The 17715-nt window shown below is 68.5% G+C and carries 17 protein-coding genes and 1 tRNA gene; 9 read left to right on the top strand and 9 right to left on the bottom strand.

Annotated elements, in window-relative coordinates; translation table 11 throughout:
* Positions 1 to 113: 113 nt before the first annotated feature.
* The 7 genes from WS57_RS30375 to WS57_RS30405 form a co-directional block, all read right to left on the bottom strand.
* Positions 114 to 500 (bottom strand): BON domain-containing protein, encoded by a 387-nt coding sequence (locus WS57_RS30375; protein WP_059519554.1) that lies wholly within the window; start codon positions 498 to 500, stop codon positions 114 to 116.
* Positions 501 to 531: 31 nt separating this feature from the next.
* On the bottom strand, positions 532 to 1653 hold the full coding sequence (locus tag WS57_RS30380; protein ID WP_059519556.1) for a porin: 1122 nt from the start codon (positions 1651 to 1653) through the stop codon (positions 532 to 534).
* Between the two features lie 144 nt (positions 1654 to 1797).
* Complete coding sequence (locus tag WS57_RS30385; RefSeq protein WP_059519558.1) at positions 1798 to 3099, bottom strand: MFS transporter; 1302 nt, start codon at positions 3097 to 3099, stop codon at positions 1798 to 1800.
* A gap of 78 nt (positions 3100 to 3177) precedes the next feature.
* Entirely contained in the window at positions 3178 to 4149 is a 972-nt protein-coding gene (locus tag WS57_RS30390) for a quinone oxidoreductase family protein (protein ID WP_009691298.1), read from the bottom strand.
* A 17-nt stretch (positions 4150 to 4166) separates the two neighbouring features.
* Complete coding sequence (locus WS57_RS30395) at positions 4167 to 4733, bottom strand: RBBP9/YdeN family alpha/beta hydrolase (RefSeq protein ID WP_059519560.1); 567 nt, start codon at positions 4731 to 4733, stop codon at positions 4167 to 4169.
* A 2-nt stretch (positions 4734 to 4735) separates the two neighbouring features.
* Complete coding sequence (locus tag WS57_RS30400; RefSeq protein ID WP_009691296.1) at positions 4736 to 5794, bottom strand: 3-keto-5-aminohexanoate cleavage protein; 1059 nt, start codon at positions 5792 to 5794, stop codon at positions 4736 to 4738.
* Positions 5795 to 5827: 33 nt separating this feature from the next.
* On the bottom strand, positions 5828 to 6676 hold the full coding sequence (locus WS57_RS30405) for a TauD/TfdA dioxygenase family protein (RefSeq protein WP_069245247.1): 849 nt from the start codon (positions 6674 to 6676) through the stop codon (positions 5828 to 5830).
* A gap of 140 nt (positions 6677 to 6816) precedes the next feature.
* Between WS57_RS30405 and WS57_RS30410 the strand changes: the two genes are divergently transcribed.
* The 7 genes from WS57_RS30410 (at position 6817) to WS57_RS30440 (ending at position 13458) form a co-directional block, all read left to right on the top strand.
* Positions 6817 to 7815 (top strand): AraC family transcriptional regulator, encoded by a 999-nt coding sequence (locus WS57_RS30410; RefSeq protein ID WP_009691294.1) that lies wholly within the window; start codon positions 6817 to 6819, stop codon positions 7813 to 7815.
* A gap of 95 nt (positions 7816 to 7910) precedes the next feature.
* Positions 7911 to 7987, top strand: a tRNA-Met gene (locus tag WS57_RS30415).
* Positions 7988 to 8221: 234 nt separating this feature from the next.
* Positions 8222 to 8557, top strand: a complete 336-nt coding sequence (locus WS57_RS30420) for a YggL family protein (protein ID WP_009691293.1) — start codon at positions 8222 to 8224, stop codon at positions 8555 to 8557.
* A 464-nt stretch (positions 8558 to 9021) separates the two neighbouring features.
* A complete protein-coding gene (locus WS57_RS30425) occupies positions 9022 to 10266 on the top strand; it encodes a collagen-like triple helix repeat-containing protein (protein ID WP_059519564.1) in 1245 nt (414 codons plus the stop codon).
* A 377-nt stretch (positions 10267 to 10643) separates the two neighbouring features.
* Positions 10644 to 11606 (top strand): PRC-barrel domain-containing protein, encoded by a 963-nt coding sequence (locus WS57_RS30430; RefSeq protein ID WP_040127889.1) that lies wholly within the window; start codon positions 10644 to 10646, stop codon positions 11604 to 11606.
* Entirely contained in the window at positions 11603 to 12865 is a 1263-nt protein-coding gene (locus WS57_RS30435) for an MFS transporter (protein WP_040127890.1), read from the top strand. The genes WS57_RS30430 and WS57_RS30435 overlap by 4 nt, the downstream gene beginning before the upstream one ends.
* A 26-nt stretch (positions 12866 to 12891) precedes the next feature.
* Entirely contained in the window at positions 12892 to 13458 is a 567-nt protein-coding gene (locus WS57_RS30440; RefSeq protein WP_009694586.1) for an FUSC family protein, read from the top strand.
* A 59-nt stretch (positions 13459 to 13517) separates the two neighbouring features.
* On the opposite strand, the gene WS57_RS30445 is transcribed toward WS57_RS30440, so the two are convergent.
* A complete protein-coding gene (locus WS57_RS30445) occupies positions 13518 to 13889 on the bottom strand; it encodes an RcnB family protein (RefSeq protein ID WP_009694587.1) in 372 nt (123 codons plus the stop codon).
* A gap of 90 nt (positions 13890 to 13979) precedes the next feature.
* The gene (msbA, locus tag WS57_RS30450) at positions 13980 to 15731 is read right to left on the bottom strand and encodes a lipid A export permease/ATP-binding protein MsbA (RefSeq protein WP_040127891.1); all 1752 of its coding nucleotides are present in this window, start codon (positions 15729 to 15731) and stop codon (positions 13980 to 13982) included.
* A gap of 216 nt (positions 15732 to 15947) precedes the next feature.
* Between msbA and WS57_RS30455 the strand changes: the two genes are divergently transcribed.
* Both WS57_RS30455 and WS57_RS30460 read left to right on the top strand, forming a co-directional pair.
* Positions 15948 to 16700, top strand: a complete 753-nt coding sequence (locus tag WS57_RS30455; RefSeq protein ID WP_059519568.1) for a glycosyltransferase family 2 protein — start codon at positions 15948 to 15950, stop codon at positions 16698 to 16700.
* Between the two features lie 122 nt (positions 16701 to 16822).
* Entirely contained in the window at positions 16823 to 17665 is an 843-nt protein-coding gene (locus tag WS57_RS30460; RefSeq protein ID WP_009688081.1) for a glycosyltransferase family 2 protein, read from the top strand.
* Positions 17666 to 17715 lie beyond the last annotated feature (50 nt).

The following is a 17715-nucleotide window of genomic DNA, read 5'->3' on the forward strand; positions in this document are numbered from 1 at the left end:
CCGCGCCTTCGATCGTCAGCGCCGGCACGAACCATGCGCATGGAAGGACGGCGCGACCTCGCTCGCCGGATCGGCGGCAGCCACAGGCATGCCGGGTTCCCGGCGAACGCCGCTCACTGGCCGAGCGGTCGCTGCACGGCCAGCCTGTTCGTCACCGACGTCACGCCGGCGACCTCCCTTGCGACCTGCTCGACCGTCTCGAGCTGCGACGCCTCGGCGACCGTGCCGTTCAGCGTGATCGCGCCGCCCTTCGCGGTCACGCTGATGCTGCCCGCGTCGATCTCCCGGTGCCGGGCGAGCGCCGCGTAGACCTTGCGCCGCAGCGCGCGGTTCGCCTGCCGCATCACCTTCGCACGCGTGCCCGCGGACGCGGCGCCTCCCACGCCGGCCGGCGCGCTCGCCGCCATGCCCGCCGACGCCCCCGACTGCGCCCCTGCGCCGATCGACACCGCCGCGACAGCGACGCCGAGCGCTGCTCGAATGCCATGCCCCATCTTCATCGTCGTTGTTCTCCGTTTCGCTTTCACATCGTCAGAAGGTGTGTCGCATGCCGATCATCGCGGCGGTCGTCGACACGCCCGGCGCGACGGGCTGACCGTATGTGATTGTCTGGTTCATCGTGCCGTGGTTCGCGACGTAGCCGACCTGCGCATAGACCATCGTGCGCTTCGACAGGCTGTATTCGGCGCCCGCCGCGTATTCGCTCGAATGGTTCGCGCCGTTGTTGCGATCCTTCAGGTAGTAGTAGCCCGACGTGATCCGGAAGAACGGGCTGAACTGGTAGCCGAGGCCGCCGGAAATCATTTCGTAGTTCGTGCGGCTCGTGTTCGACGGATTCTTGCCGATCGCGTACGACGCCGACACCGACAATCCGCTGAACGTGTACTTCGCACCGACGTAGTAGAAGCGATTGTTGGCCAGACCGGTCGGCGTCGCCGCCGCGGTGTTGGTGTCGTGTGCGTTGTAGTAAACCGCCGCGAGATTGAGCCCGTAGTTCGAATACCTGAGCACCGCCGACTCGCGCGCGCCGCCCTGGATCTGCCCCGGCACGCCGCCCGGCGCGTATTCGAGCCCGATCGACGCGCCGTAGAACTTCGGCGACTGGTAGACGAGCGCATTGCTGTCGTACAGCGCGCCGATCGGCACGTTCGTGTTCGTGCCGGACCAGCCGGCCACCTGGTTCAGTCCGAGCCACGCGCTCAGGATGCTGCCGAAATACTGCGCATTGCGGACGTCGGTGTCGGCCATCGCGTAGATCATCGGCGTGAACTGGCGGCCGACATCCAACGTGCCGAACGGCCCCGAGATACCGATGGTCGCCTGCTGATTGAACACCGCGGTGCCGCCCGTCGTGTCCGCGAGCCCGAGCTTGCCGTTGCCGCTGTTGAACACCCCCTGCAACCGGAAGTTCACCTTGTAGCCGCCGCCGATGTCCTCGCTGCCCTTCAAGCCCCAGAAACTCGAATAGATGCCGGCATCCTTGAAGCCGAACATGTGCCCGTTGTTCTTCGCGGTCGGGGCGAACGACGACGCCGACGTACTCTGATAAACGAGGCCCGAATCGATCGCACCGTACAGCGTGACCGACGATTGCGCATGCGCCACGCACGCGAACATCGCGAGTGCAGCCCCACCGCTCCATTTCAGTTTCACTGACGTCTCCTCCATTCCCTGTGCCGGCCGGACCGATCCGGCCGGATGCCCTGCTTGTTGTCGTTTGTTATCGTGACGCGCGGAATCGCCGATCCGGCGATTCCGGTCTTGATCGGGTACTGCGTGTGGGTGTGGCGTGTGCCGCTACGCGGCAACCCGCCGCCGGTCGTCCGGGTAGTGGCGCTTGCCGGTCAGGAACAGTGCGGTCGATGCGATGGCCGCGAGTGGAATCAGCTGCAGCGCCGCATGCAGCCCGATCCGGTCCGCGATCATGCCGGTCAGTACCGGGCCCGCCGCCAGGCCGAGCAGATTGTTCGCGAGCGACCACACCGCCATCGCGGTCGCGTGAATCGATGGCGGCGTCAGATCGGCCACCATCGCGCCGGACGGCCCGACGCTGCCCGCCGCGAGGAACATGCCGATGCCGATCAGCACGAGCTGCGTCATTCCCGGATGCAGCAGGAACGCGCCGCCGAGCGCCGCGAACGAGCCCATGCAGTAAGCGGCCGCGACCGTCCACTTGCGCGGCGCATGGCGCCGGCTGATGCGGTCGGTCACGATGCCGCAAACGATCATCCCGACGCCCGTCGTCAGCACGAACACCGCGGCGAGCGCGCTCGCGCGGTCGACGTGCAGCCCGTAGTAGCGGCCGAGGAAGCTCGGCAGCCATGCGTAGAGCGCGCCCGGCACGATCAGTTGCAGACCGCAGCCGACGTACGCATAGACGATCGACTTCGACGCGAACAGCGCCGGCACGAGGCCTTGCAGCGTGACCTTCGGTCGTGCACGGCGCAGCGCCGCGAGTACGGCGGCATCGCCGCCGGGTGCGAGACGCTTCTCGGTCACGACGATCCGGTAGACACCGGCGAGCGCGAGCCCGAAGATCGCCATCGTCGCGAACGACCAGCGCCAGCCGAAGTGCGCGGCGACGACGCCGCTCAACGCCATCCCGAGCATCGAGCCGAACGCGCCGCCCGCCAGGAACGAGCCGGACAGCGTCGCACGCAGATGCGCGGGGAACACGCTCAGCACGACCGCGAGCCCGACACTGCCGTACGCGGCCTCGCCGACGCCGACGACGAACCGCGCGGCGAACATCTGGCCGTAGTTCGCGGACACCGCACAGCCGAGCGTCGCGACGCTCCAGATCACGGCCATCAGGATCAGGCTGCGCACCCGCCCCCAGCGGTCCGCGAGCAGCGACAGCGGGAACGTCAGCAGCCCGACCATCAGCGACACGATGCTGCTCAGCGAGCCGAGCCGCGTATCGCTCAGCAGCCACTGTGCCTTCAGCAACGGGAAAACCGCGTTGAGCACCTGCCGCGACATGTAGTCGGCGAGCAGCAGGCCGAACGTCAACGCGAAAACGCTCCACGCGTATGCCCGGGATACGGTCGGTGCGGGCGCAAGGGCGTCGCCCGGGGCCGTGATCGCATGCATTCCCATCTTCGTCTCCTTGATTCGTTATCGCGGCGAGACTGCGCTCGCGTCGCGACGGCCTCCGTCACGCCCGCACCGACCGCCTCACGGCACGAGGATGGTCGACCCGACCGTCTTGCGCGCTTCGAGCGCGCGGTGCGCGTCGGCTGCGTCTTCGAGCGCGAACGCCTGCTGCGGCTCGCTCACGATGTTGCCGGCCAGCACGTGGTCGAACAATTCCCTCGCCATGTCGAGCATGTGCGGACGCGGGTGGATGTAGTGGATCATCGCAGGCCGTGTCATCCAGATCGAGCCCTTGGCTGCGAGCAGTTGCGAATCGACGACCACCGGCCCGGACGACGTGCCGTTGCTCACGAAATGGCCGCGCGGTTGCAGGCAGCTCAGGGAATCCATCAGCGTGTCCTTGCCCACCGAGTCGTAGACCACGCTCACGCCTTTGCCGTCCGTCAGTTCCTTCACGCGATCGACGATGTTTTCGCGCGAGGTGACGATGGTGTGCGCACAGCCGTTGGCCTTGGCGAGCGCGGCTTTCTCGTCGGTGCTCACGGTGCCGATCATCGTCACGCCGAGCGCGCGCGCCCACTGGCAGGCGATCAGGCCCACGCCGCCGGCGGCGGCGTGATACAGGATGGTTTCACCGCCGCTCAACGGATAGACCTGGCGGAACAGGTACTGAGCCGTCATGCCTTTCATCATCAGCGTGGCGGCGGTGCGGTCGCTGATGCCGTCGGGCAGCGGGATCAACACGGCCGCGGGCATCACGCGCGCTTCGGCGTACGCGCCCTGCGGGCCGATCAGGTAGCCGACACGGTCGCCGGGCTTCAGATAATCGACGCCGGGCCCCACGGCCTCGACCACGCCCACTGCATCGGAGCCCAGACCGTTGGGCAGGTCCAGCGGATAGCGTCCGGTGCGGAAATAGATGTCGATGAAGTTCAGCGCAATGAAGCTGTGGCGCACGCGCGCCTCGCCGGGGCCGGGGTCGCCCACCTCGACGTGTTCGAGCTTCAGCACCTCGGGGCCGCCGGTTTCGTAAAAACGCACTGCCTTGACCATGATCGTGTCTCCTCGGTTCAAGCCGACAGCTCGGTGATGAATTCATGCGCGCGCGGCCATTCGCCATAGCCGGACGCGGGGTTGAGATGGCCCACGTTGCCGAGGTCCACCAGGCGGCTGCCCCAGCAGCGCGCCATGTGTTCCACCTGTTCATGGCGCGCGAGCGGGTCGTTGCGGCTGGCGGCCACGATGCTCGGAAACGGCAGCGGTTGCAGCGGCACGGGAAACCAGCCGCCGTCTCGCAGCTCATCGCGTGTCGGGTAGCCGTCGGGCATCGGACGCTCGAATTCCGGCGGTGCGGCCAGCAGCGCGCCCTTCACGGCGCGGCGCGTGCGCTGCGCCCAGTGCGCGACCATCACGCAGCCGCCGCTGTGCGCGACGATCACGAGCGGGCCGTCGATGGCGCAGGCTTCGCGCTCGATGGCCTCCACGCGCGCCGCGCAGTCCAGCCCTTCACGGCTGCGCCCCATCGGCGGCACGGTGCGTACGCGCGGCAATTGCGCGGCCAGCAGCGTCTGCCAGTGGGTATCCACGTGATCGCGCAGACCGGGGACGACGAGGATGGTGGGCGTAACGGCGGGCATGTTCAGGCGACCTTGCGCAGGAAGCCCTGCTGGCGGCCGGGGGCGTTCGGCGCGAAGCCGTTGGCGGCCAGCGTTTCGTCGACCGTGTCGTAGAACACGCCGATCCTGCAGATCTCGCGCGCCTGTTTCGCGGTGGCGACCGGGCGGCCGAACTCGCGCGAGATCCGCACCAGCTGCTCGATCTGTTCGACCGTGCCGATCTTCCTGGTACGCGACTGGTTCCACAGGTTGTCCTCGATGCCGGTGCGCACGTGCAGGCCCATCGCGATGCCCATCATGTTGACGGGCAGCACGTTGAGCACCGAGCTTTCGACCGTCAGCATCGCGCCGTCGGGCACGCCACGCACGAAGTTGGCCAGCGTGTAGACGTTGGGCGAATCCATGCCGCCGCCGATCGCCACCCAGTTCAGCACGAGCGGGCCTTTGTAGATGCCGCGGCGAATGAGTCGCTCGACCGATTCGAAGCTGTTCTGGTTGTAACACTGGAACGCGCTCTGGATGCCCGCGGCCGTCAGGCGACGAATGTGCTCCTCGGCCCAGCCGGGTTGCGCCGGCACGGTCATTTCCCTGTAGGCGCCGTGAACCGCCGGGTCTTCCAGCGAACTGCCCTGCCAGTCGCGATAGTCGAACTGCTCCAGGAAGTTCATCTGCGACGTGTTGATCGTCACGGTCACCTGGTCGGGCTTCGGGTCCAGCTCGGCCAGCATGTGGCGCGTGTCGTCCGACAGCCACTTGGCCGCCGCGCCCTCGGTTTCCGGCGCGAAGCTGATCGAGCCGCCGACCTGGATGATCATGTCCGGCACGCGCGCACGCACGCCGGCGATCAGCTCGTTGAACCTGGACAGCCGCTTGCTGCCCTTGCCGTCCAGCTCGCGCACGTGCAGGTGCAGCACGGTTGCGCCGGCGTTGTAGCAATCGACGGCCTTCTGGATCTGCGCCTCCATCGTGACCGGGATGTCCTCGGGGAAATCCGACGGCACATACGACGGCGCATAGGGCGCGGCAGTAATGATCAGCGGCGGCTGGTTTTCCGGGAACAGATGGCCGTCGAGGAAGTTCATGGTGGTATCTCCTGAGTATGCGGATGGTGAGATTCAGTAAGGCCGGGTGCCGATGATTCCGGCGCGCTCCATCTTCCGGTGGCAGGGCGGGTAGTCCATCACCGCGTAGTGCTGGGTGGCGCGGTTGTCCCAGATGGCGATGTCGCCCTGCCTCCAGCGCCAACGCACCTGGTATTCGGGGATGGCGGCCTGGCTGATCAGGTACTGCAGCAGGTCGGAGGCGCCGCGCGTGAAGTCCTGCCCGACGCGCACGTTGCCGGGGTTGTGGTAGTTGGTGAAGTGCGTGGTGAAGCCGCACACGAACAGCACCTTCTCGCCCGTCTCCGGGTGGGTGCGGACCACCGGGTGCTCGGCGTCGGGGAACCGGGCCTTGAGCGCCAGGCGCTTGTCGATCGGCATGACCGCGCCGAAGGTCGCTTCGATGCTGTGGCGCGCCCGCAGCGGCGCGATCAGGTCCTTGACGTGCCGGGGCAGCTTTTCATAGGCCAGCACCATGTTGGCCCACATGGTGTCGCCGCCGACAGGCGGGCACTCGACACAGCGCAGCACGGCGCCCATTTGCGGGATTTCGCGCCACGTGGCGTCCGCGTGCCAGCCGTTTTCGTAGTGATCGTTGGGTGCGTCGGGCGACTTGTAGATGCGCACCAGGCCCGGGTTCTCCGGATCGCTGCCCACCACCGGGTGGTCTTCGAGTTCGCCGAAGCGGCGCGCGAACGCCACGTGGTCGGCGCGGGCGATGTCCTGGTTGCGCAGAAACACGACCTTGTGCTTCAGCAAGGCGTCCCGGATGTCGGCAAACAGCGCGTCGTCGCGGGCGGCGTCGGCCAGGTTCACTCCGGTGATTTCAGCACCAATGGCGCAGGTCAATGGTTCGATACGCATCGCTTGTCTCCTTCACGGTGCCGTGTGGATCGTTCGTCCAACAGGTGCAATCTTAGGAATACGGGTGTTTCCCCGCTTTGCATTTCGTGCCACTGGCTATACTCTTCATGCCAGCCTGGGTTTTCCCCGAGGGGGCGGAAATGGTGACTTTGGTGCGCGCGGCGGCATTGACCGGCTTTGCCGAAGTCATGCGCGCCCTCGGCGGTGACGCGGACAAGGCGCTGCGGGTCGCGGGGCTGCGCCATGCGCTCGTTCGCGAACCCGATCAACTCATCGACGCCGCCCTGGCTGTGCAAGTGATCGAAGACGCGGCCGAAGCGGTTCAGTGCGACACGCTGGGCCTGCGCATGGCCGAGTCGCGCCAGCTTTCCCACTTTGGCGTGGTGAGCCTGCTGCTGCTGCACCAGCCTACGCTGCGCGATGCGCTGGCCACGCTGATTGCTTACGCGCATGTACTGAACGAATCGCTCGCCATTCAGATGGAAGACGTGGACGGCGTGGTCATCCTGCGCGAAGACATCGTGGCCGGGCGGCCCATGCGGCAGTCCGTCGATCTCGCCATCGGCGTGCTCTACCGCATGTGTGCGGCGCTGCTGCACGAGCGCTGGCGGCCGCAATGCGTGTGCTTTTCCCATTCGGCCCCGCGCGATCTGTCCGTACACAAGCGGCTGTTCGCCTGCCGCCTGGCGTTCGACGCGGAATTCAACGGCATCGTCTGCAAGGCGGCCGACCTGGACGAGCCCAACCCCTTGGCCGACCCCACGCTCGCCCGCTACGCGCAGACGCTGGTGGACGCCCAGATCAGCGCCCGCGATGCCAGCATCGGCCAGCAGGTGCGCCGCGCCATCTATCTGCTGCTGCCTTCGGGCCGGGCCACCTGCGCGGGCGTGGCGCAAGGGCTGGGGCGCAGCATGCGCACGCTGCAGCGCGCACTGGATGCCGAGGGACTGTCGTTCACCACACTGCTCGACGAAGTGCGGCACGACCTCGCCCGGCGTTACCTCGCCAACCCGCACTACGGGATGGGGCAGATCGCGACCATGCTCGGCTATGCGAGCCACAGCGCCTTCACGCGCTGGTTCGGCGCGCAGTTTGGCTGTCCGCCGCAAGCGTGGCGCAACCGCAGGCATAGAGGATGATGAAAAATCCGGGTCGTCTCGTCCGCCGTGCCGGCCTGCCGCGAATGCCGCACCGATCGTTTGACTCGCCGCAACATTCGACGTACACTTCGCGCCGCGGGGTGGAGCAGTCTGGCAGCTCGTCGGGCTCATAACCCGAAGGTCACAGGTTCAAATCCTGTCCCCGCAACCAATATCGAAGCCCGCTCTGCGACAGCAAGCGGGCTTCTTGCATTGCGCGGGCCGATCCGCACGACAGCGGCCGACCCGACCTGTATCATGCTGTCCCATCCCCCACGGGCAGCCGGCGCAAACGTGCCGGCATCGCCGTGCGGCATCTCGATGCCGCGCCGGGTCGATCGCGCATCGCGACGCGCAATCGACCGTCGCGGCCCTTCCGTTACCCTTTTCGCATTCATCGAGCACCATGAGCCAACGCCATAACCGCCGCCAGCGCAAGAAACTGCACATCGGCGAATTCCAGGAACTCGCCTTCAACGCGACCGCGCAGTACCGCAACGAGCTCAGCGATCTCGAACGCGGCCAGCTGATCGACGCGTTCATCGATTTCGTCGAAGCGAACGGCCTGCTGACCGTCGCATCCGCCGACGAAGGCATCGGCGCATACGTGATCTCCGGCGCACCGCGCGGCACGACGACCGACGCCGACCGCGAGGCCGTGCGCGCATGGCTGGCCGCGCGGCCGGAACTGACCGACGTCGAGGTCAGCGAATTCACCGACGCGTGGTATCCGGCCGCCTGAGCTTCGGTCGATCCGACGTGCGAGTCCGCCATGCGGGCGGACCGCACGTCGCTGCATGCAGCGCCTCCACCTGACGTCTCCGCGCCTCCTCCTCCTCTCCCTCTGTTCGCCCGGCAGTCGATCCACACCATTCGCATTGCGTCGACCGTGACTACCCCGATTTCAGCAGTGAATCGGACGCTTACTTCAATTTAACGATGATTAAAGGAAGTCTTGCGGCGACAGACCTACTCTGATCGCAAAGAATCCCGCGGTATCCGGCACGATCGGCAAGCGATACGAAAGAATGCGATCCGCTCGTCCGGCCATCATCCGGGATTCCGACACGGGCGAAAACACGACACGGCGACAGGTCAATCAGGGAGACACCACTCGACACGCCAGCCGTCTTGCCTGCGCAGCGACGACACGCCGCCGCACGCGCAGGCCGCCTGACCCATTGCTTCAATCGATACGAGGAAGACATGAACACGCCGACCATCCATCAAGCAGGATTCCGAACGATCTTGATTGCAGCGGGCGCCGCGGCGCTGATGTCGCTGTCCGCGTGCGGCGGCTCGGGCACGCTGAGCCAGGGCACCGGCGGCTCGGGCTCCGGATCGGGTTCGGGCGATACCACCGCCACGACGGGCGGCGCAGGCAGCGGTTCGGGTGGCACGTCGAGCAGCGGATCGACCGTCGGCAGCACGGGCGGCACGAGTGGAAACTCGGGCACCGGCACCGCTGCCGGCGGCGCCTCTGCCAATGCACTCGGCCAGACGATCGATGCATCGGGCAATATCGTGACGGCCGCCGGCGGCGCCGTCTCGGGTGTCGGCGCCGCGCTCGGCGGCCAGTCGCTGCCGGGCACGAACGCGGCGACCACGCAGGGCCTCGGCGCCGTCGTGCAGGATGCCGGCGCGGCCGTCACCACGCTTGGCAACGGCATCGGCTCCGGTCTCGGCCAGCTCGGCGCATCGTCGAACCCGGTCGGCACGACGGTCGCGAGCACCGGCGGCGTGGTCACCGACGTCGGCCACGCCGTCGCGGCGACGGGCGGCGTCGTATCGAGCCTCGGCGGCAGCGGGTCGGCGCTGGCGCCGCTCGCGCCTGTCACGTCGCCGGTCGGCGGTGCGGTCACGATGCTCGGCAACACGATCGCCGGCGGCGGCACGACGCTCGGCACGCAACTGTCGAGCGGCCCGGTCGCGCAGGTGACGGGCGCCGCGAGTTCGGCGATCACGCCGATCACGTCGACGGTCGGCTCGGTCACGCAGACCGTCGCGTCGAGCACGCCGCTCGGCGCGCCGCTGACGAACCTCGTGACGACCGTCGGCAACGGTGTCGCGGGCGCCGGCACGATGCTCGCGAAGAGTGGTGGCAATCCTGTCACGACCGGCGTCGGCAACGTCGTGACGGCGACCGGCAACACCGTATCGACGGCGGGCACGACGCTGCTCGGCGGCGGCGCGGCGACGACGAATCCGCTCGCGCCGGTGACGGGGCTCGTGTCGACCGCGGCCGGCGCGCTCGGCGGCGCGACGGGCGGCGGCAATCCGGCGGGCGCGCTCACGTCGGCGGTCGGCGCCGCGACGGGCGCGGTGTCGGGTGCGGCCGGCAGTTCGCCGGTCGCGGGCCTCGCGGGCGGCAGCACCGGCGGCGCGCTGTCGAAGACGGGCGGCGGGCTGCTCGCGCCCGTGACGACGACGCTCGGCGCGCTGGTCAAGTAGGCCGGCGGCACGCGCAGCGCCCGGTCGTCGTCGCCACGACCGGGCGCTGAGGCTGAATCGGAATCGATGTCGATGCGCATGCGGACGCGGATGCCGCACATCACGCATGCTCCCTCACCCGCGCATACGTCGGCCTGACGCCGCGCCGCTCATCCCGAGTCCCCGGGCGCGGCATGCCGATACCCGCTTGCCGGACTCCGGCAAACGCGGCCGGACCGCTCCTTCCGCCCCACCGCCACCCGCTATCCGCCGACGAATTCGGGACTGAAAGCTAGACACGTTAAACTCTCACCTCGCGTGGTGCGCCGCCCGCACCCGCCATCCATCGCCAGCCGCGTGCCTCCGGGCCCGCCCCCCGACCCATGGAGTGAGTGTCAATGAGCGGCGGACTCCCGTTTCCCGCATCCCGCAAGTCGTTCCCGTCCTCGACGGTCTTCCTGATTCTCGCTGCCGCCGCGCTGCTGTCCGGCTGCGGGCTGCTGCCGGTCCAGAACCCGCCCGCACCGATCAGCGAGGCGCTGGTCGAGCCGGTCGAGGAAACGGCCGGCGAGCCGCTGACGATGCCGCCCGTGCCCGCGCCGACGCGCCCGGAAGAGCCGGAAGCGCCGAAGAAGCCGCACCGCGAAGTCGCGCGGCCGAAACCCGTGCAGCGCCCCGAATCGCCGACACCACCGCCGCCTCCGCCCCCGCCGATCGTCGGGACGCGCCCGCTCGACCGCACCCAGATCCACGCGCTGCTCGACAGCGAAGTCGCGCGACGCAACGGCAAGGTGATCGGCCGCGCGGTCGACATGGTGACCGACCCGAGCGGCAAGCCGCGCGAGATGATCGTCAACCTGCAGGGCTTCATGGGCGTCGGCGACCGCAAGGTCAGCTTCCCGTGGAACGTGTTCCGCTTCACGCCGGGCGGCAAGCAGGAGCCGATCGTGCTCGACGTGCCGTCGGGCGACCTGCCGCCGGCCGCACGGCCCAAGGCCGTGCCGCTGTCGGGTTCGGCAGCCGCCTCGCCGGCGACGCGGCTGCCGCTGCTCGACAGCGACGTCGAGCGCCCGAACGGCACGAAGATCGGCCGCGTCGTCGACGTGCTGATCGACCGCGCCGCCGAGCCGCAGGCCGTCGTGCTCGACCTCGGCGGCCTCGTCAATACCGACCGCCGTTCGATCGCCGCGAGCTGGGGCGCGCTGCGCTTCGTCATGCGCGACAAGGCACTGCGCCCGCAGCTCGACCTGAACGACGCACAGATCAAGGCAGCGCCGCCCTACGCGGCCGACAAGCCGATCGTCGCGGTCTACCCGCCGGTCGCACCGGCACCGGCTTCGACTGCGAGTACGACCCGATGACGATCAAGCATTCCGTCAGCGTTCGCAGTCTGCGGGCCCTCGACTGGCTCAACTTCTTCGTTGCAAACGTTCAAACCGGCTTCGGTCCGTTCATCGCGTCCTACCTCGCGTCGCACAAGTGGACGCAGGGCGAGATCGGCATGGTGCTGTCGATCGGCACGATCAGCGCGATGGTCAGCCAGGTGCCGGGCGGCGCCGCCGTCGATGCGCTGAAGAACAAGAAAGGCGCGGCCGCGTGGGCGATCGCCGCGATCATCCTGTCCGCGGTGCTGCTCGCGTCGAGCCCGACGATCGTGCCGGTGATCGCCGCCGAAGTGTTCCACGGCTTCGCGAGCTGCATGCTCGTGCCGGCGATGGCCGCGATCTCGTTCTCGCTCGTCGGCCGCGCGGATCTCGGCGACCGGCTCGGCCGTAACGCGCGCTGGGCGTCGATCGGCAGCGCGGTCGCAGCCGGCCTGATGGGCCTCACCGGCGAATACTTCTCCGCGCGCGCGGTGTTCTGGCTGACCGCCGTGCTCGCGCTGCCCGCGCTGTTCGCGCTCGCGATGATCCAGCCGACCCACGAGGTGATCCCGCAATCGTCGTCGAAACACGACGACGGCGATGAAAGCGGCGAGCGCGAAACGCTGCTCGAACTGCTGCGCGACCGCCGGATGCTGATCTTCGCGGCGTGCGTCGTGCTGTTCCACCTGTCGAATGCGGCGATGCTGAACCTCGCGGCCGGCGAAGTGACGGCCGGGATGGGCGAGAACGTGCAGCTCGTGATTGCCGCGTGCATCATCGTGCCGCAGGCGATCGTCGCGATGCTGTCGCCGTGGGTCGGCCGCTCCGCGCAGCGCTGGGGCCGGCGGCCGATCCTGCTGCTCGGCTTCTCCGCGCTGCCGGTGCGCGCCCTGCTGTTCGCCGGCGTGAGCAGCCCGTACCTGCTCGTGCCGGTGCAAATGCTCGACGGCATCAGCGCGGCCGTGTTCGGCGTGATGCTGCCGCTGATCGCGGCCGACGTCGCCGGCGGTAAGGGCCGCTACAACTTGTGCATCGGGCTGTTCGGCCTCGCAGCCGGGATCGGCGCGACGCTCAGCACGGCCGCGGCCGGCTACGTCGCCGATCACTTCGGCAATGCGGTGAGCTTCTTCGGACTCGCGGCCGCGGGCGCGCTCGCGGTGCTGCTGGTCTGGCTCGGGATGCCCGAAACGCGCGTCGAGAACGGCGACGCGCCCGCCGCCGAGCCGGCCGCCACCTCGCCCGAACAGGCGCACTGACGCACCCCGCTTCTTGGCGACACACGATGGATACGATCAGGACACTCAACGAAGCGCGCCAGCAGATCCAGCAGTCGATCTTCGATCTGTTCAAGGGACTGACGTTCGGCGAGCGGCTCGCGCAAGGCGCGCTGATGGCGTTCCAGGCCGTGTGCGGCGCCTGCCTCGCGTATGCGATCGGCCGCGCGCTGCACACCGAGCAAGCCGTGTGGGCGGCGATCACCGCGATCGCCGTCACGCAGCACAACTACTCGGACACGATGTCGCTGTCGCGCGACCAGTTCGTCGGCGCGATGGTCGGCGGCGTGCTCGGCTTCGCGGGCGCGGCGCTCGGCGGCGACCGGCTGGTCGCGTACGCGCTCACGGTCGCGGTCGTGATCGTCTGCTGCTGGTGCCTGAACGTCGGCAGCGCGGCACGGCTCGGCGGCGTCACCGCGACGATCGTGCTGCTGTTTCCGGGCAACGGCCCGCTATGGGACATTCCGCTGATGCGACTCGCCGAAGTCACGCTCGGCACCGTATGCGCGCTGGCCGTGTGCTGGGGGATGTCGCAGATCGAGCGGCGCTGGTTTCGCCGGTCGGCGACGAAGTGACGCGGCTGCCGGGCCGTTGCCCGACAGCCGGATGATGGACGACTGACTGCCGGCGTTCGTTACGGACCGACGCGCAGCACGACGCCCGAGCCGATCTGCACGAGCAGGTAGTCGCCGCCGACGCCGACCCAGTGATAGCCGCGCGGCGGCGGGCTCAGGTGGTAGCCGCGCCAGTCGTCGACCACATACTGGCGGTCGCGGAATTCGCTGGGGAGGCGGTCGCCCTTGTGCCACTCGCGGCGCGGCTGGTCGGCCCAGCGCGGCGGCACGTCGTCCTCATGACGCATCTGGCCGGGCGGCATATGCTGCCCGCGGCCATGCTGCATCTCGGGTCTGCCATGATCGTCGTGATGATCCTGCGCCATCGCGGCCGGCGCGGCGAAACCCGCCGCGATCAGCGCCGCCAGCATCATGCCGTGCGTCTTTTTCATTCTGCCTTCCCTCCGTGTTGTCACATCAAACGAGGCAACTACGCAGTGAAGACTAGCACACGGCCATGAAACCACGGCGCGGGCGTCCGGTCAGGCCGCCTGCTGCTGGTACTGGATCCGGTGCAGATGCGCATAGAGGCCGCCGTGGCGCAGCAGCTCGTCGTGGCTGCCCGACTCGACGATCTTGCCGGCCTCGAGCACGAGGATGCGATCCGCGCGCTCGATCGTCGACAGCCGGTGCGCGATCACGAGCGTCGTGCGCCCTTCCATCAGCCGTTCGAGCGCGGCCTGCACATGGCGCTCCGATTCCGAATCGAGCGCCGAGGTCGCCTCGTCGAGGATCAGGATCGGCGCGTCCTTGTAGATCGCGCGCGCGATCGCGAGCCGCTGGCGCTGACCGCCGGACAGCCGCATCCCGTTGCCGCCGACCAGCGTGTCGAGCCCGTCGGGCATCGCGGCCACCGCGTCGGCCAGGTTCGCGGCCTCGAGCGCCGCCTGCACGCGTGCGCGGTCGGGTGTCTGCCCGTATGCGACGTTCGCGGCGATCGTGTCGTTGAACAGCACGACGTCCTGGCTCACCATCGCCATCTGGCTGCGCAGCGCGTGGATGTCGAAGTCCGCGACCGGCACGCCGTCGAGCAGGATCGCCCCGCCGGTCGGATCGAAGAAGCGCGGCAGCAGGTTTACGAGCGTCGTCTTGCCGCTGCCCGACGGGCCCGCGAGCGCGATCATCTCGCCCGGCGCGACCTTGAACGAGATGCGGTCGAGCGTCGGCCGCTCGGCCGCGCCGTAGTCGAACGACACGTCGCGGAACTCGATTTCGCCGCGCGCATGCGGCAGCGGCCGGCCGCCGCCCTGCGGCTCGGCCGGCTCGTCGATCAGCCCGAAGATCAGTTCGGCGGCCGTCATCCCGCGCTGCAGCGGCTGGTTCACGTCGATCAGGTGCTTCAGCGGCGAAATCACCAGCAGCATCGACGTGACGAACGCGACGAAGCCGCCGACCGTCGTCTGGTCGTTCGACGACTGCACGACCGCGATCGTGATCACCACTGCGAGCGCGATCGACGCGAGGAACTGCGTGAGCGGCTGCGCGAGGCCGCCGGAAATCGTCATGCGCATCGCGTAGCCGCGCAGGCGCTTGCTCATCGCGGTGAAGCGGTCGACCTCGTACGGCTCGCCGTTGTGCACCTTGACGACCTTGTAGCCGCCGACCGTCTCCTCGACGATGTACGACAGCTCGTTGGTCAGCGTCTGGTGCTCGCGGTTCAGGCGCCGCAGGCGCCGGTTGATCTTGCTGACGAGCCAGCCGATGCCCGGCAGGATCACCGCGACGATCAGCGTGAGGCGCCAGTTCAGGTAGAACAGGTAGCCGAGCAGGAACACCACCGTCAGCGAATCGCGCACCAGCGTGACCATCACGCCGGTCAGCACCGACAGGATCTGGTTGACCTCGAACACGATCGCGTTGATCACCGTGCTGGCGGTCTCGCGCTGGAAGAACGACGCGCCGGTGTGGATCATCCGCTGGAACATCTCGAGCCGAAGCTGCAGCAGGATGCGGTTCGATACGTAGTTGAGCAGGTAATTCGACGCGTACTGCGACACGCCGCGCACGAGCGCGAGGCCGATCACCGCGATCGGCACGTACCACTTCGCACGGTCGCTGCCGTGCGACCCGAAGCCATGGTCGAGCAGCGGCTTGAGCAGCGCGGGAATCCCGGCTTCCGTCGCCGCGACGACGCCCATCGTCATCACGGCGAGCACCACGATGCCGATCAGCGGCCGGATATACGGCCACAGGCGCTTGAGGACGGTGAGCGGCGACGTGCCGGTGCCGTCCATCGGTTTGCGAAGAGTGTTCTGGGTTTCCAAGGCGATCCTTCTTGAGCCGCGACGCGGCGCCCGGCGCGTGGTCCGCCCGGGGTCCTGCCCCGTCGGGCGGGTGCCGAAAATGGCCCAACATTATAGCCGCACCGCCTGCCGCCGCACGGCCGCTGCCGGCACGCGGGCCGCGGGTATACTGCCGCTCACCGTTTCTCCGCCCTTTCGACGATTTTCATGGCTGAACCCACCCTCGGCGTCGCCCTCATCGCCCTCAACGCGTCCGCGCGGCTCGCGCAGTGCCTCGATGCGCTGACGTTCGCCGACGACATCGTCGTGATCGACGGCGGCAGCACCGACGACACCGTCGCGATCGCGCAGGCGCACGGCGCGCGCGTGATCGTCGAGCGCGACTGGCCGGGCTTCGGCCCGCAGAAGAACCGCGCGCTCGACGCGCTCGACACCGACTGGATCCTGTCGCTCGACACCGACGAAGTCGTCAGCCCGGAACTCGCGCAGTCGATCCGCGACGCGATTCGCGCGCCGGCCGCGCAGGTGTACGCACTCGACCGGCTGTCGAGCTTCTGCGGCCAGTGGATCCACCACAGCGGCTGGTATCCGGACTGGGTGCCGCGCCTGTTCCGGCGCGGCGCCGCGCGCTTCTCGGACGATCTCGTGCACGAACGCCTCGTGTTCGACAGCGCCGCGCAGCGCCTGCCCGGCAAGCTGATGCATTATTCATATGAAGATTTCGAAACCGTGGTGCGCAAGCTCGACGCATATTCGACGGCCGGCGCGCGCCAGCGCCGCGCGGCCGGCCAGCGCGGCGGCTTCGGCAAGGCGCTCGCGCGCGGCGCGTGGGCGTTCGTGCGCACCTACCTGTTGCGGCGCGGCTTCCTCGACGGCCGCGCCGGCTTCATGATCGCGGTGTTCAACGCGGAGACGGTCTACTACCGCTTCCTGAAGCTCGGCCACGAAGCGGCCCGCTGATCTTCCCCCGAGGCCCGGCCGGCGCGCGCCGGCAGCAGCGTTACAATGCCGGCCTGCCCGTGCACCGCACGCCTGCGGAGCGGCCGCGCCGCCCGACACGACGAACACCCAATCCGACCGCCATGTTCTCCATCATCATCCCGACCTGGAACAACCTGCCGTACCTCAGGCTCGTCGTCGACAGCCTGCGCCGCCATTCCGCGTACGACCACCAGATCATCGTGCACGTGAACGACGGCTCGGACGGCACGCTCGACTGGGTGCGCAGCGAAGGCATCGAGCACACGGCGTCGCCGGCCAACATCGGCATCTGTCATGCGGTGAACCTGGCCGCCGCGCGCGCGACGCGCGACTACGTCGTCTACATGAACGACGACATGTTCTGCTGCCCCGGCTGGGACACGGCGCTGGTGCGGCGCATCGAGCAGATGCCGACCGACCTGTTCATGCTGTCCGGCACGATGGTCGAGCCGGTCGATACGGGCAACCCGTGCGTCGTGGTCGCCGACTTCGGCCGCGACGCCGGACAGTTCGACGCAGCGGGCCTCGTCGCCGCCGCACCGCGCCTCGCACGCGCGGACTGGCTCGGCTCGACCTGGCCGCCGACGCTCGTGCATCGCGACTGGTGGAACCGCATCGGCGGCTACAGCAGCGAGCTGTCGCCGGGGATGAGCAGCGACAACGACTTCTCGATGAAATGCTGGGACGCCGGCTGCCGGATCTTCATCGGCGTCGGCGACAGCCTGGTCTACCACTTCCAGCAGAAGAGCACGGGCAAGATCGTCAAGAACGACGGCCGCCGCCAGTTCCTCAACAAATGGGGCATGACGCAGGCGACGTTCGACCGCTATTACCTGCATCGCGGCGAGCCGGTCGGCACGCGTCTCGTGCTCGACACGCCGGTGGTCGAGGGTCGGCTGAAGCGCGCGCTGCTGCGTTCGCGGATCAAGCGCGCCCTTGGCTGATCCAGCCCCGAAAACGACACGGAAACGTACCTCGGTTCGCGTATACTGCG

Origin of the sequence: Burkholderia pseudomultivorans (assembly GCF_001718415.1) — a bacterium.
Taxonomy (GTDB): domain Bacteria; phylum Pseudomonadota; class Gammaproteobacteria; order Burkholderiales; family Burkholderiaceae; genus Burkholderia; species Burkholderia pseudomultivorans_A.

Coding starts and splice junctions, on each gene's coding strand:
- WS57_RS30375 (WP_059519554.1), bottom strand. CDS start 500: ATGAAGATGGGGCATGGCATTCGAGCAGCGCTCGGCGTCGCTGTCGCG.
- WS57_RS30385 (WP_059519558.1), bottom strand. CDS start 3,099: ATGGGAATGCATGCGATCACGGCCCCGGGCGACGCCCTTGCGCCCGCA.
- WS57_RS30390 (WP_009691298.1), bottom strand. CDS start 4,149: ATGGTCAAGGCAGTGCGTTTTTACGAAACCGGCGGCCCCGAGGTGCTG.
- WS57_RS30395 (WP_059519560.1), bottom strand. CDS start 4,733: ATGCCCGCCGTTACGCCCACCATCCTCGTCGTCCCCGGTCTGCGCGAT.
- WS57_RS30400 (WP_009691296.1), bottom strand. CDS start 5,794: ATGAACTTCCTCGACGGCCATCTGTTCCCGGAAAACCAGCCGCCGCTG.
- WS57_RS30405 (WP_069245247.1), bottom strand. CDS start 6,676: ATGCGTATCGAACCATTGACCTGCGCCATTGGTGCTGAAATCACCGGA.
- WS57_RS30410 (WP_009691294.1), top strand. CDS start 6,817: ATGGTGACTTTGGTGCGCGCGGCGGCATTGACCGGCTTTGCCGAAGTC.
- WS57_RS30420 (WP_009691293.1), top strand. CDS start 8,222: ATGAGCCAACGCCATAACCGCCGCCAGCGCAAGAAACTGCACATCGGC.
- WS57_RS30425 (WP_059519564.1), top strand. CDS start 9,022: ATGAACACGCCGACCATCCATCAAGCAGGATTCCGAACGATCTTGATT.
- WS57_RS30430 (WP_040127889.1), top strand. CDS start 10,644: ATGAGCGGCGGACTCCCGTTTCCCGCATCCCGCAAGTCGTTCCCGTCC.
- WS57_RS30435 (WP_040127890.1), top strand. CDS start 11,603: ATGACGATCAAGCATTCCGTCAGCGTTCGCAGTCTGCGGGCCCTCGAC.
- WS57_RS30440 (WP_009694586.1), top strand. CDS start 12,892: ATGGATACGATCAGGACACTCAACGAAGCGCGCCAGCAGATCCAGCAG.
- WS57_RS30445 (WP_009694587.1), bottom strand. CDS start 13,889: ATGAAAAAGACGCACGGCATGATGCTGGCGGCGCTGATCGCGGCGGGT.
- msbA (WP_040127891.1), bottom strand. CDS start 15,731: ATGGACGGCACCGGCACGTCGCCGCTCACCGTCCTCAAGCGCCTGTGG.
- WS57_RS30455 (WP_059519568.1), top strand. CDS start 15,948: ATGGCTGAACCCACCCTCGGCGTCGCCCTCATCGCCCTCAACGCGTCC.
- WS57_RS30460 (WP_009688081.1), top strand. CDS start 16,823: ATGTTCTCCATCATCATCCCGACCTGGAACAACCTGCCGTACCTCAGG.